The organism is Rhodoflexus caldus (genome assembly GCF_021206925.1).
GTDB lineage: Bacteria > Bacteroidota > Bacteroidia > Cytophagales > Thermoflexibacteraceae > Rhodoflexus > Rhodoflexus caldus.
Genome location: NZ_JAJPRF010000021.1, coordinates 21788 through 36032, shown reverse-complemented (window position 1 = coordinate 36032; position 14245 = coordinate 21788). Strand labels below are relative to the sequence as shown.

The window sequence follows — 14245 nt, the reverse complement described above, 5'->3', positions numbered from 1 at the left end:
ACTTTTCGGGCAAGATAGGAAAATCTGAACTACAACGAAGGATGCTTTTTATGAAAATCCGTAGCATCCTGATAGGCCTTTGCTACTCGCAGCAGTGCACCTTCGCTGTAGGGTTTCCCCGTAAAGGTGATACTTACGGGCGTACCGTTGCGGAAACCGTTGGGTACAACCACCGACGGATGCCCTGTCAGGTTGGTAAGCGTGAGGTTGCTGCCTGCCCATGAGGGAGCTACGTAAACGTCTATATTTTGCAACTTCTTCGCCATTTCCTCAATCAGCAGCGTGCGGATGCGGTTGGCCTGAATATACTCCACCGCCGGAATGAAACGCCCTGCGCGGAAAACATTCGGCCAAGCATTTTTTACCTGACGCACCATTTGGTCGTCCATATTGGTGCGTGTCAGTTCATCAAAGGCAGCGCTGCCTTCACAACTAATAATCATGGAAAGCTCGCGGATGGGTAATGTGGGCAGCTCCATCGGAATCAGTTCTATGCCCATTTCCCGCATTTTTGCCAAGGCAAGCGAATCTTGCTGTTTAAACGGATAATTGCGCTCAAAATCAGCCTTCACATAGCCGATTCGCAAACCTTTGATGCCTTGTGTGCCGTCGTAGTTAAAAGGAAAATTGCGGACGTGTTGGTCTTTGCCGTCGGGGCCATAGATAGCATTGAATACAACGGCGCAGTCTTCTACCGTGCGGGCAATGGGGCCGATTTTATCCATAGACCATGAGAGCGCCATGCAGCCGTCGCGGCTCACCCTGCCGTAGGTCGGGCGCAAGCCGGTAGTTCCGCAAACCGTCGAAGGCGAAACGATGGAACCCAGTGTTTCCGTGCCGATGGCAAAAGGCAGCAAGCCCGCTGCTACGGCCGATGCCGACCCCGCCGAGGAGCCGCTCGAGCCCTGATTGAGATTCCACGGGTTGCGTGTCATGCCACCAAACCACACATCGCCCCATGCAAATTCGCCGACGGAAAGTTTGGCTGCCAACACTGCGCCTGCCTCGCGCAGGCGGCGCACAACGGCAGCGTCTTGCTCAATCATCTGATTTTTGTAGATAGGCGAACCCCACGTGGTCGGGTAGCCCTTGGCAGCCAGCAGGTCTTTTGCGCCGTATGGAATGCCGTGCAGGAGACCTCTGTAGCGTCCGGCTTTAATTTCCGCGTCTGCCTGACGTGCCTCTGCCAGCGCGCGTTCTTCGGTGAGCGTTACTACGCAGAAAAGTTTTTCATTGTATTTTTTCAGCCGCTCAATGAAAAATTTTGTCAGCTCTTCCGAACTGATTTGACGGGTGCGGATGAGTTCGGCCAGTTGTGTTACGGAATAAAAAGCCAGTTCTTCGCGATTGGCAGGCAGCGTTACTTTGCCCTGCGGCGACACTTTGAAAGGCAGTTGCTTCATATCCATGCTGAAGCCCACGGGCAGCGGGTTAAAGTCCAATGCCGGAACGACCTGATTGGGCAGCGGGGCGGTTCTCATGCGCACGTAGTTTTCCCTTGCCCGCACCAACTCGTCAATCATAGAATCGCGCTCGGCGGGTGCAAAGTCCAACCCAATGATTTTAGCTGCTTCGGCTACAACGGCAGGCGTAATCGGGGCTTCATCGGCGCGCCACTGCCGCCCCATAAAAGCGCCAAGCGTGAGGCAGAAAACAGCCGTGAGGGGCAACAGCAGCCTGTTGCGCAGCGTTTTGTTCGGTTTCATTTTCATGTGTTGGTAACAAAATGTTAAAAGACGGTAAAAACTTCCTGCGAATTAACTGATTCTGCAAATCATTTGTTAATTTTGGATTACCTGCATTCATCCTGTTACCGCCTGAATTTTTTGCGCCATGATACTTGTAGCCATCAAAATTTTGCTGTTTCTGAGCGTTTATGCCGTTCTTTTTTTCATATTGCGCAGAGGGGCTCGCGCCGCTGCCTATCCCGAAAGTTTGCGAAAATTTGGCCGCAACTCTAACCAAAGCGACGATGGCGAAGGCTCGTGGCCTAAGGATTTCCCAAAATTAGACCTTCCGCCCGGAGTTTACATCCTCCCACCCGGCGCACCCGACCCTTCGCAAAGAACGGAGCATGTTCGCTGAAATTCACCGCCCTTGTCCTTTCTTTGCGGCTGAATAATTATTGGTGGAACGGTTTCTATTGTTTTTATGGAATTCCCCTACACTGACCACTTGGGGGAGTTTTGCGGCTCGAGCGCTTTCCATGCTGGTACTGCCTTTGGCATTGCGCCGTTTGGATGTGGCAGAAACAGGTCTTTGGAATGTGCTGCTGTTTATTGTTAGCCTGCAAACTGCCATTGATTTGGGGTTTACCCCTACTTTTTCACGCCTCATTGCCCTTGCCAAAGGGCACAACGATGAGCAGCGCATCGTACGGCTTTACAACAACATGCGCCGCATCTACACGTGGTTAAGCCTTGCCGCTTTTGGTTTATTGCTTTTGGCAGGCACTTATTATTTGCAACCTTTTATCAACACACTTGCTAATCCGAAGGAAGGCTGGGCAGCATGGGTAGTTGTTTTAACGGTTTCGCTGGTTTATTTGCAGGGCAACCGCTACAAAGCATTTCTGGAAGGATTGAACCACGTGCCGGTGTTGCGGCGCTGGGAAATTCTGACAGGACTTGGCACGGCGCTTACCAATTTGGCGGTACTGCTGGCCGAAGGTGGCGTACTGGGGCTGATTGCCACCAATCAATTTTGGGCACTGGTTGGCGTATGGCGCAACCGCCAACTGGCGCATCACTTGGGCAGCACCTACACCCGACAGAGATTGCCTTTTGACAAAGCACTCTTCTCCGAAGTGTGGCAAATTGCATGGCGCTCGGGGTTGGGCGTGCTGTTTGCCTTTGGCACGGCACAAATCTCTGTACTCGTTTTTGCCCGCATGATGCCTGTGGCAACAAGTGCTTCCTTCACAACAGGTATGCGCCTTTTGCAAATCATTACCGATTTTTCGCAGGCACCGTTTTACAGCAAACTGCCGCGTTTGGCTTCATTGTTTGCCGCTAAGGACTTAGGCGTATTGATGGGCGTTGCAAGGCAAGGAATGCAGCGTTCCTATTGGGCGTATGTGCTGCCTTGGATGGGTGCAGGCATAGCAGGCAGGCAGGCATTGGCGTTTATCGGCAGCAACGTGCAGTTCCCCGAACCGCTGCTGTGGGCATTGTTGGGCATGGGCGGGCTGCTGCAAAGGCACGGTGCCATGCATCTGCATTTGTTCACCATCAGTAACCGCGTTGTATGGCACATTGTCAGCGGCATTACAGGCACTATTTTTATTGTGGCGGCGGTTATCATCGCTCCGTATGCAGGCATTTTGGCACAACCGCTGGCCACCATTATCAGTTGCTTGTTGTTCTACAATGCCTATTGTGCCGGCCTGAGCTATCGGTTTTGGCAACTGCGATTCTGGCAATTTGAGCGGGATGTGTTTTTGCCGCCACTGCTGCTTGCGCTCATTTACACGGCTTATACCGCGCTGACAGCCTGATTTTTTTGCTTTTTTACGGCCTTATTTGCGTGCAAATTGTTTTAAAAAGCATTTGCGATTAGCTTTGAGGAAATTCCATTAGTTATTCGGACATCTTTCAAGCATAAACCCGCTTATTCTATGAACTGGTTTACCAAAACTCTTACCAGCACAATCGGCCGTAAGGTGGTAGTAGCGCTTACAGGCCTGTTTTTATGTCTGTTTTTGGTGGTTCACCTGTTGGGCAACCTGCAATTGCTTGCCAACGACGGCGGCAAATCATTCAACCTGTATGCTAAATTCATGACCACCAGCCCTATTATTCAAACCATTTCCATTGGCAACTTTGCCTTTATCCTGCTGCACATCATCCAATCCACTATTTTAACGATTAAAAACCGTCAGGCGCGCCCCGTGCAATATGCCATTGTAGAAAACCGCTCTTCGTGGGCTTCCCGCAACATGGGCTTTTTGGGAAGTTTCGTATTGTTGTTTATCGTAGGCCATTTGGCAGGCTTCTGGTGGCAGATGAAATTCGGACAAATGCCTGTAACAGGTATTGACGGCGTTCAAGTAAAAGACCTCTATCTGGTTGTCAGTGAGGCATTTAAACGCCCTGAAATTGTAGCGTTTTACGTATTGAGCATGGGCTTTATCGGATTCCATTTGTCACACGGTTTCCAAAGTGCTTTCCAAACGCTGGGACTGAACCATGTAAAATACACCCCGCTCATCCAAAAATTGGGATTGGCTTTTTGCATCCTCATTCCGCTGGGCTATGCCGTTATTCCGGTGATGATGTATCTGCGAAGCATGTAATCCTAAGGTTCCGGCAACTCTTAGGATTTTTTCTTGCGGCTTTTCAGCCTATTATGCAAACAAATTTGATTCACAAATTATTCAGACAATAAATCCACAGCCGATTATGAAATTAGATGCCAAAATACCGGAAGGCCCCTTAGCCGAAAAGTGGAGCAAGCATAAGTTCAATCTCAAATTAGTAAACCCTGCCAACAAGCGCAAATACGAAGTTATCGTAGTGGGTACAGGTTTGGCAGGCGCATCTGCAGCTGCTTCACTGGCAGAATTGGGCTACAACGTAAAAGCCTTCTGTTTTCAGGACAGCCCCCGCCGTGCGCACAGCATTGCCGCACAGGGTGGTATCAATGCAGCCAAGAACTATCAAAACGACGGCGACAGTGTGTATCGCCTCTTCTACGACACCATCAAAGGCGGCGACTATCGCGCGCGCGAAGCCAACGTTTACCGCTTGGCAGAAGTGAGCGTAAACATTATTGACCAATGCGTGGCGCAAGGCGTACCTTTTGCCCGTGAATACGGCGGCTTGCTGGCAAACCGCTCTTTCGGTGGTGCGCAGGTGTCTCGTACGTTCTATGCCCGCGGGCAAACCGGACAGCAGCTTTTGCTCGGTGCTTACAGCGCCATGAGCCGCCAAATAGCTGCCGGCAAAGTAAAAATGTACCCGCGTACCGAAATGCTCGATTTGGTGGTGCACGATGGCAAAGCCCGCGGCATCATCACCCGCAACCTGATTACGGGTAAAATTGAGCGCCACTCGGCTCATGCCGTATTGCTGTGTACGGGCGGTTACGGCAACGTATTCTTCCTTTCCACCAACGCAATGGGCAGCAATGCAACCGCTGCATGGCGTGCACATAAAAAAGGTGCTTTGTTTGGCAACCCTTGCTTTACACAAATCCACCCAACCTGTATCCCCGTAACGGGCGACCACCAGTCCAAGCTGACGCTGATGTCTGAGTCGCTGCGTAACGACGGTCGCGTATGGGTGCCCAAGCAGGCAGGCGACACACGGCCGCCTTATGAAATACCGGAAGATGAGCGCGATTATTTCTTGGAGCGCAAATATCCGTCTTTCGGCAACCTCGTGCCTCGCGACGTGGCCAGCCGCAACGCAAAATACGTATGCGACGAAGGTCGCGGCGTAGGGGCTTCCAAACTTGCCGTTTATCTGGATTTTGCCGATGCCATCAAGCGCGACAGCGAAGCAACCATCCGCGCCAAATACGGCAACCTGTTCGATATGTACGAAAAAATCACAGGTGAAAACCCGTACAAAACCCCGATGCGTATTTACCCTGCCGTACACTACACCATGGGCGGCTTGTGGGTAGATTACAACCTGATGACGACCATCCCGGGCTTGTATGCGCTGGGCGAAGCCAACTTCTCTGACCACGGTGCCAACCGCCTCGGTGCTTCCGCCTTGATGCAAGGCTTGGCAGACGGCTACTTCGTGATTCCGTACACACTGGGCGACTATCTGGCAAACATCGGTTGGAACGATAAAATCAGCACCGACCACCCTGCCTTCACCGAAGCCGAACAAGCCGTTAAGCATCAAATCAGCACCCTATTGAGCATCAACGGCAAGAAAACCGTTGACCAGTTCCACAAAGAATTGGGCAAAATTATGTGGGATTACTGTGGCATGTCGCGCAATGCGGAAGGTCTGAAAGGTGCAAAGCAAAAAATCCGTGAACTTCGCGAAGAATACTGGCAAAACGTGCGCGTAGGCGGCAGCAACGAAGAGTTAAACATCACCTTGGAAAAAGCCACCCGCGTAGCCGACTTCCTCGAGCTGGGCGAACTGATGGTAGATGATGCGCTGCATCGCGAAGAAAGTTGCGGCGGCCACTTCCGCGAAGAATATCAAACACCGGACGGCGAAGCACTTCGCAACGACGAAAAATTTGCCTACGTGGCTGCATGGGAATACAAAGGCCCTAACGAGCAGGCAGTTGTACATAAAGAAGACCTCATCTTTGAAAATGTAAAACTGACCCAACGCAGCTACAAATAAGAAAATCCTTGTGTAACGATTAAAAGACGCTCAAAATATGAACCTGACACTTAAAGTTTGGCGGCAAAAAAATGCCAACAGCAAGGGCGAACTGAAAACTTATCACGTGAAAGATGTATCGCCCGATATGTCTTTTCTGGAAATGTTTGACGTATTGAACGAGGAGTTGCTGCTCAAAGGCGAAGACCCGATTGCTTTTGACCACGACTGCCGCGAGGGTATTTGCGGTATGTGCAGCATGTATATCAACGGCCATCCGCACGGCCCGGAGCAAACTACCACCTGCCAATTGCACATGCGCTCGTTCAAAGACGGCGATACAATCGTTGTTGAGCCGTGGCGTGCCAAGGCTTTCCCCGTAGTGAAAGACTTGGTGGTGGACAGAAGCGCCTTCGACCGTATCATTCAGGCAGGAGGCTACATCTCCGTAAACACAGGCAACGCACCCGATGCCAACGAAATTCCGATTTCCAAGGAAGTTGCCGATGCGGCATTTAATGCGGCTACTTGTATCGGCTGCGGAGCGTGCGTGGCTGCCTGCAAAAATGCCTCTGCCATGCTCTTCGTATCTGCCAAAGTAGCACAACTTTCCATGCTGCCGCAAGGACAGATAGAGCGCAAAAAACGCGTGGAACAAATGGTTGCCAAAATGGACGAGGAAGGTTTCGGTGCATGTACCAACACAGGAGCCTGTGCGGCAGAGTGCCCCAAAGAGATTTCTCTGGCCAATATCGCGATACTCAACCGCGAGTATCTGACCGCAAAAGCTACTTCCGAATACGTGTAGCCAACAAAAACTTTTCAGTTTACGTTAATGTTAAGAGTGCAAGGGCATAATCCTTGCACTTTTTTTACGTTAATTGCACTAACTTTAAATCTATAAGGGCTATGAGGAAAATAACGCCCATCAGTATCATGAAAAAGTCGCTGAAAGTAGCTACCCTTTGTGCGGGCTTGTTACTGCTCATGTCTTACAGCCCAAACCGTATCAATGCGGGGGACGACTTAGACCGTGAACAGGTATTATTGCGCTTAGTGATGCAAAGCCTGCAAGCTCGCCACTATGCAGCCGTGAAAATCGATGATGATTTTTCCAAAAAAATGTACAAGATTTTCATTGACCAGTTGGATTTTAATAAACGATTTTTCACACAAACCGACTTGCAAACACTGGCAGCTTATGAGTTACAATTAGATGATGAAATCAACAATGGTCGCTATCAGTTCTACGACCTTGCTCATCAGTTGCTCAACAAACGCATTGCACAAGCCGAACAATTCTGCGATGAAATTTTGGCACAGCCTTTTGATTTCACCCTGAACGAAACCTATCAAACCGACCCCGAAAAAACCAAACCTGCCAAAGACGAGGCAGACCTGAAATTGCAATGGCAAAAATACCTGAAATACTACACCATGACGCGCCTGAGCAACACGCTCGACATACAGGAACAGGCCAAGAAAAATCCGAACGATACCTCAGCCATTCGCAACAAAAGCCTTGCAGAGTTGGAGCGCGATGCCCGCGACAACACCAGCAAAGACTTTAAAGAATATTTCAAGCGTTTGAGAGAAACTGAAAAACCCGAGCAGCTTTCTACCTACATCAACGCTATTACCGCCACCTTTGACCCGCACACCAACTACTACGCTCCGAAAGCCAAAGAACGATTTGATGAAGACTTTTCAGGTCGCTTTGAGGGCATTGGCGCACAATTGCAGCAAGAACGCGGCGGGTTGATTAAAGTCGTTGAAATTATTCCGGGCAGTGCCTCGTGGCGACAAGGCGAGCTGCGCGCCGGAGATTACATATTGGCAGTGGCACAGGCCGGTGGAGAACCGGTGGATGTTACCACGATGCGTTTAGATAATGCTGTGCGCCTCATCAAAGGCAAAAAAGGCACGGAAGTGCGCCTGACTGTGCGCAAACCTGACGGAACCGTAAAAGTTATTCCCATCATTCGCGACGTGGTGATTCGTGAAGAGGCTTATGTAAAATCTTCCATCATCAGCGATAAGAACAACCGAAAAATGGGGTATATATACCTGCCCGGCTTCTATGCTGATTTTAGCAACAGCGGCGGACGCAACTGCGGAGAAGATATGCGCAAGGAGTTGGAAAAACTCAAAGCAGAAGGCGTAGAAGGCATTGTATTAGACCTACGCAACAACGGCGGCGGCTCGCTGCAAGACGTGATTGAAATGACCGGCCTGTTTATTGAAAAAGGCCCTGTGGTGCAGGTAAAAGCCAAATCGGGAGCGCCCATTGTGTTGGAAGATACAGACCCTTCGGTTGTTTATGGAGGCCCTCTGGTGGTGATGGTCAATTCTTTCAGCGCATCGGCTTCCGAAATCCTGTCAGGGGCTATTCAGGACTACAAGCGCGGCATTGTTATCGGCAGCAACTCCACTTTTGGCAAAGGCACCGTGCAAACTATTATGGACTTAGACCGCATGTTGCCTGCGCAATTTAACAGCGTTAAGCCCTTGGGCTCGCTGATGCTTACCATCCAGAAGTTTTATCGCGTCAATGGCACAACCAACCAGTTGAAAGGTGTCATACCAGACATTGTATTGCCCGATAATTACAGCTACTTGAAAATAGGAGAGAAACAGGAATTATATCCGCTGCCTCCCGATGAGATTGCACCGCTGAAATATAAGGCACTTATTGAAAATGAAGCCAAGTTTGCCAAAGCCAAAAACAACAGCAAAGAACGCGTTGCCAAAAACCCGCAATTCTCGCTGATTGAGCAAACAGCTAACCGACTCAAACGCCTGCGCGATGAAACAGAGGTGTCTTTAAATTTGGAAAAATTCCGTGCGCAACAGGCCAAAGACCGCGAAGAAGCCCGCAAAGCAGATGCTAACCTGCGCTTCAATTCCGATTTGGAATTTATCAACGCCAAAGCAGACCTACCCGAAATTAATCTGGACTCTACCCGCATCCGCAAAAACAAGGAGTGGATTGGTACGCTGAAAAAAGATGTGTACCTGAATGAAGCCTTGCAGGTGCTGCGCGATATCATGTAGCACACCGCAAATACACAGCGGCCTTAGAAGTTTTTGCCTGTGAGAGCTCACATTTTTTTCAAAGAAATGTGAGCTCTTTTTTTGCTTACGGCAAAACCCGTATTACTTTCAGAAAACGCTTGCGATAGTGGCCGTCAGTTAAATAATTACGGGTTACGCAATAGGTCTTGGGTGCAGACGAGGCATGAATAAAACACGGATTTTGGCCGTCGGAAGCAGTAACAATACCTACATGCCCGGGGCTGCGAATGGCAGAATTTGTACCCGTAAAAACCAAAATATCGCCCGGGCGTGCTTCTGAAAGCGGTATTTCCTTTCCCAAATGGGCGTAGAGCGAAGAAGAAGCTGGCATGGAAACCCCAAAACGGCTGAAGACATATTGCACAAAACCCGAGCAATCAAATGCTTGGGGTGTTTTGCCCGCATACCGATAAGGCACGCCCAGAAAGTTTTCCGCAAAATCCACCAATTGCACTGCCGTACTGCTGTCGGCCGATGCAGTATGTTGCGCCTGTAAAGGCACAGAAAACCATACAAAAGCAATAAAAAATAGCACTATTTTCATAGTGCTATTTTAGCGCAAAAATCAGAGAAAACCTATGCCTTGTAGAAAAGCCACTTGCCGATTTCCTTATAAGTGGGCTTTTTCCCGTACATAAGGATGCCGACACGGTAAATGCGGCCTGCCAGCCAAACCATGCCTATGAAAGAGGCAATCAAAATACCCATAGACAGAAATAACTCCCAATTGGCTCCCGTAAACGGTACACGTGCCATCATTACTACGGGAGCAGTCAGCGGCACAACCGACAGCCAAAAAGCCAGTTGCCCGTTAGGATTGGCAATAACTGCCGAAAGTGAAATAATGGCAAAAATCAGCGGGATGGTAATAGGCAGCATAAACTGCTGGCTGTCAGTTTCATTGTCCACCGCCGCACCGATAGCGGCAAACATGGCACCATACATCAGATAGCCCGCAAAAAAGAAGAACAGAAAAGCCGCTATCGTAACAGGCATATTGATGGAAGCAATGGCATCCATTGCATTGCTTACCTCCACCGCATTCGCCATTTCAGGGTTTTGCTGCAATTGCTCCATTTGGCCTTTTGCACGGGCTTCTGCCACTTTATCCAAACCAAAAGCCATTGAAACGCCGGTTGTAATACCCAAACTCAGCACCACCCATATCAGGAACTGTGTGAGCGCAACTGCTCCGATGCCTATAATTTTGCCCATCATCAGGTCAAAGGGGCGAACCGAGCAAATCAGCACCTCAATAATGCGGTTGGTTTTTTCCTCCATTACTCCCCGCATAATTTGAGAGCCGTAAAGGAAAATGAAGATGTAAATAAAAAATGCGCCCACATAGCCAATCACCATGGCCGCGCCTGAACTGCTGGCTTTTTCGCCTTCTTCGCCGATTTTAATGGTGGTAATATCAACCTTGGCGCGAATGCTATCTAATTGCTCCTGTTTAATGCCGGAGCGCATCATGCGGAGTTCTTCTATCTCCTGCCGAATGGTGCGTTCCAAATTAGCCTTGGTCATGGGTGCTAAACTCTCTTCCGAAAAATAGGTAAAGCCCTGCGGATTACTGAGGTCAATATCGGGAATCAGCAGAACGCCGTCGTATTTTTTCTCTTTCAGGGCAGTTTTTGCCTCATCTATGTTGATAGGAACCACACTGAAAATCAGTGATTTACTGCTTTCAAACTTGTCGCGAAACAGGCCGCTCTCATCAACAATTGCAATGCGCTTTTCGTCGTCCGATACGAAAACGGTAATCAGCGCAGGTACAAACATGATAGCCCCAAACAGAATCGGGCCGAGAATAGACATTATCAGAAAACTTTTTTTGCGCACGCGAATCAGGTATTCCCGTTGCACAATCAACCATATGTTGTTCATAAGTCAGGTTCAGGGTTTTAGTTGCTGTGAGCCGCTACTACGCGGATAAAAATTTCGTGCATATCGGGTATCTGTTCTCTGAAAGAAACCACGTTTGACTGAGCTATACATGCCTGTAAAAGCCCGTTGTTAGTTCCCTGATGAATCTTCACCAAATGCCGATAGATACCGTCTTCGGTCGGTTCCGATTGCAACACTTCATAGCCGTTCTCTGTCAGGGCAATGGGCGCATCGGTTTCTACAATAAATGTATGGGTTTTGTAGGCATTCTTGATATCTGTTTTTTTGCCTTCCAATACCTTTCGGGAACGGTTAATTAAGCCCACATAATCGCAGAGTTCTTCTACGGTATCCATGCGGTGGGTTGAGAAAATGATAGTGCTGCCCTGCCGCCGCAATTCCAGAATTTCATCGCGGATGAGGTTAGAGTTTACGGGGTCAAAACCCGAGAAAGGTTCATCCAAAATAATCAGCGGCGGCTGATGCACAACGGTAGCAATAAATTGCACCTTCTGTTGCATACCCTTGGAAAGGTCTTCCACATTCTTGGCAGCCCAATCCATCAGATTGAGCCGCTCTAACCATGCACGGATGCGCCGACGGGCTTCACTTTCGCTCATGCCGCGAAGGCGTGCCAAATACATCAGTTGCTCCCCTACTTTGGATTTGCGGTATAGCCCGCGCTCTTCGGGCAAATAACCGATTTTCTGATGATGGACAGGCGCCAAAGGCTCATTCATGAAACTGACAGTGCCTTCATCGGGTGCCGTAATTTGCGTGATAATCCGAATCAGTGAGGTTTTTCCTGCACCATTTGGCCCCAGCAGCCCATAAATCTGACCTTCCGGAACAGCAATGCTCACATCTTGTAAGGCTGTGTGCCCTGCGTAGCGTTTGACTAATTGGTTTGTTTCTAAAATGTTCACCGGATTTTTGTAGATTGAATGCGATTAACTCAGTTTAGGTTACGTTACAACTATGCGAAAATATACTTTTCTTTATGCTATTACGCAACTGTTGCTTGCAGGGTTATTGGCAGCTTGTACTACACCCTCGGACAACAGCAAACAATCTGATGAGGCTTTGGCAATGAATACGGAAACAAGCTATCCTGTTGTAGATGCCGCCGTTGTACTGCCGGCAGGGGCATTGTTGGGTGAAGGGGCTTACTGGTATGGGCAGCAACAAAAACTATGGTGGATTGATATTGAAAAAGGGAAACTGCATGTTTTTAACCCCTCCGACAGCAGCCTGCAAACCTACGACATGGGGCGCAGAATAGGCACGGTCGTTCCCGACAAAACAGGGAACGCAGTAGTTGCGCTGCAAGACGGCATTTTTCGCTATAATATTGAAAAGCAAACATTTAGCCTACTGGCTGCCCCCGAAAAAGACAAGCCCGACAATCGGTTTAACGACGGCAAATGCGACCCGCAAGGCAGGCTCTGGGCAGGTACGATGGCCATTAACGCATCAGGCAGACATGGTGCACTGTATTGTCTGGAAGCTGACGGTAAAATCACCAAAAAAATTGACAGCGTAGGTATTTCCAACGGGATTGTTTGGACGGCCGATGCCTCACGGATGTACTACATTGATACCCCCACCGGCGAGGTGCGTGCCTATGACTACAATGCTGCAACGGCAGATATCCAATTTAACAGAGTTGCCGTCAGCATTCCCCAAAGTATGGGGCACCCCGACGGCATGGCGATTGATTCGGAAGGCATGATATGGGTTGCGCTGTGGGAGGGCAGCGGAGTTATGCGCTACAATCCTGCAACAGGCCAACCGCTGATGAAAGTACATACACCCGGCGCATGGCGCGTTACGTCCTGTACTTTTGGCGGCGAGCAATTGGATGAATTATACATTACCACAGCCTCCATTGGCTTAACCGAAGACCAAAAGAAACAATACCCAAACAGTGGGCATTTGTTCAAAATCAAATTAGCAACGGTTAAAGGTGTGCCTATGCCTGTATTTGCCTATTAGGCGGTTGCATACTTCAACCCGTCAATCAGGTCAATCAGGTCTTTAATCTGATTGATGATGGTGGCGTTGTCCGATGTTTGGATGTCCTGTCCGACTATCTGATAACCGCTTAGCAGCAAATGCGCATCAGGGAAGCGCTTGCAAAGCAGATTGACGTAGGACTGCACATCGTCTTCGGGTGGAACGGAAGTGATAATGGTTAAAATATAATCGGGTTTGTGGATGTCATACACCTGTGCCAAATCGCTTAGCGGGGTGCTTTGTCCCAAATAAATCACCTTGTGGCCGCGCGATTTGATGATGTAGTAGCTGAATAACAGGCTGATTTCGTGCAACTCTCCTTCGGGAAGGAACAGCATGAATTTCTTTTGGTTCGGGCGCGGTTCAAATTGGCCGTCAATGGCAACAATGATTTTCTGACGAATCAGGTTGGTAATAAAGTGCTCCTGAGCCGGATTGATGGCATCCGTAGTCCAAAGTGTACCGATTTTGATGAGAAACGGGTAAATGATATTAATCATGGTTTTCTCAAATCCGTATTGCAGGATGTTGGTAGCCATGATTTTTTCAAATTGTGCCTCGTCCAAATCTATCATGGCAAGCGTCAGGGCATTAATCTGATTTTCAAAATTGCCTGCCTGATGGATGGTTTCCATTACTTTGGCACAAATTTCCTCATAGCTCATTTGGGCTATTTTAGATATTTTAATGCCGTGATTGTTCAGCAAAGCAATATTGAGCATCATTTTCAGTTCTGATGCGCCATACAGCCTTATATTGGTATCGGTTCGGTCCGGTTTAAGAATCCCGTATCGCTGCTCCCACATCCTGATGGTATGCGCTTTGATACCGGTCAGGTTTTCCAAATCTTTGATAGAGTAACTGCTCACGTTCATATCGGGTATATGGTAGATAACATGGCTTATCTGCGATAAGCTGCTGGTTGTTAAATAGTTAAAGTTTGTTGAAAGTTTACGGAAAACGTGTTACTC

The 14245-nt window shown here is 48.9% G+C and carries 12 protein-coding genes; 7 read left to right on the top strand and 5 right to left on the bottom strand.

Annotated elements, in window-relative coordinates:
• Nucleotides 1-29: 29 nt before the first annotated feature.
• Nucleotides 30-1706, bottom strand: coding sequence for an amidase (locus NDK19_RS15815; RefSeq protein ID WP_394801691.1), 1677 nt, complete (start codon nt 1704-1706; stop codon nt 30-32).
• A gap of 127 nt (nt 1707-1833) precedes the next feature.
• Here NDK19_RS15815 and NDK19_RS15810 point away from each other — a divergent pair, with 127 nt between their 5' ends.
• From NDK19_RS15810 to NDK19_RS15785, 6 genes are all read left to right on the top strand, one after another.
• Complete coding sequence (locus NDK19_RS15810) at nt 1834-2085, top strand: hypothetical protein (RefSeq protein ID WP_250632879.1); 252 nt, start codon at nt 1834-1836, stop codon at nt 2083-2085.
• 43 nt (nt 2086-2128) lie between these two features.
• Entirely contained in the window at nt 2129-3496 is a 1368-nt protein-coding gene (locus tag NDK19_RS15805) for a polysaccharide biosynthesis protein (protein WP_250632878.1), read from the top strand.
• 120 nt (nt 3497-3616) lie between these two features.
• Nucleotides 3617-4294, top strand: a complete 678-nt coding sequence (locus tag NDK19_RS15800; RefSeq protein WP_250632877.1) for a succinate dehydrogenase cytochrome b subunit — start codon at nt 3617-3619, stop codon at nt 4292-4294.
• A 106-nt stretch (nt 4295-4400) separates the two neighbouring features.
• The gene (locus tag NDK19_RS15795; RefSeq protein WP_250632876.1) at nt 4401-6317 is read left to right on the top strand and encodes a fumarate reductase/succinate dehydrogenase flavoprotein subunit; all 1917 of its coding nucleotides are present in this window, start codon (nt 4401-4403) and stop codon (nt 6315-6317) included.
• Nucleotides 6318-6354: 37 nt separating this feature from the next.
• Nucleotides 6355-7104, top strand: coding sequence for a succinate dehydrogenase/fumarate reductase iron-sulfur subunit (locus NDK19_RS15790; RefSeq protein WP_250632875.1), 750 nt, complete (start codon nt 6355-6357; stop codon nt 7102-7104).
• Between the two features lie 101 nt (nt 7105-7205).
• Complete coding sequence (locus NDK19_RS15785) at nt 7206-9350, top strand: carboxy terminal-processing peptidase (protein WP_250632874.1); 2145 nt, start codon at nt 7206-7208, stop codon at nt 9348-9350.
• A gap of 85 nt (nt 9351-9435) precedes the next feature.
• Here NDK19_RS15785 and NDK19_RS15780 read toward each other — a convergent pair whose 3' ends face one another.
• Genes NDK19_RS15780 through NDK19_RS15770 form a run of 3 tightly spaced genes read right to left on the bottom strand, consistent with a single transcriptional unit; the run spans nt 9436 to nt 12184 of the window.
• On the bottom strand, nt 9436-9915 hold the full coding sequence (locus NDK19_RS15780; protein WP_250632873.1) for a C40 family peptidase: 480 nt from the start codon (nt 9913-9915) through the stop codon (nt 9436-9438).
• 32 nt (nt 9916-9947) lie between these two features.
• Nucleotides 9948-11258, bottom strand: coding sequence for an ABC transporter permease (locus NDK19_RS15775; protein ID WP_250632872.1), 1311 nt, complete (start codon nt 11256-11258; stop codon nt 9948-9950).
• Between the two features lie 17 nt (nt 11259-11275).
• Nucleotides 11276-12184, bottom strand: coding sequence for an ABC transporter ATP-binding protein (locus tag NDK19_RS15770; protein ID WP_250632871.1), 909 nt, complete (start codon nt 12182-12184; stop codon nt 11276-11278).
• Between the two features lie 52 nt (nt 12185-12236).
• On the opposite strand from NDK19_RS15770, the gene NDK19_RS15765 reads away from it, so the two are divergent.
• Nucleotides 12237-13253 carry an SMP-30/gluconolactonase/LRE family protein gene (locus tag NDK19_RS15765; protein WP_250632870.1) on the top strand — a complete coding sequence of 339 codons (1017 nt, stop codon included), beginning with the start codon at nt 12237-12239 and terminating at the stop codon, nt 13251-13253.
• Here the strand turns inward: NDK19_RS15765 and NDK19_RS15760 are convergent.
• Entirely contained in the window at nt 13250-14143 is an 894-nt protein-coding gene (locus NDK19_RS15760) for a MerR family transcriptional regulator (protein WP_394801692.1), read from the bottom strand. The genes NDK19_RS15765 and NDK19_RS15760 overlap by 4 nt on opposite strands.
• Nucleotides 14144-14245: the final 102 nt, after the last annotated feature.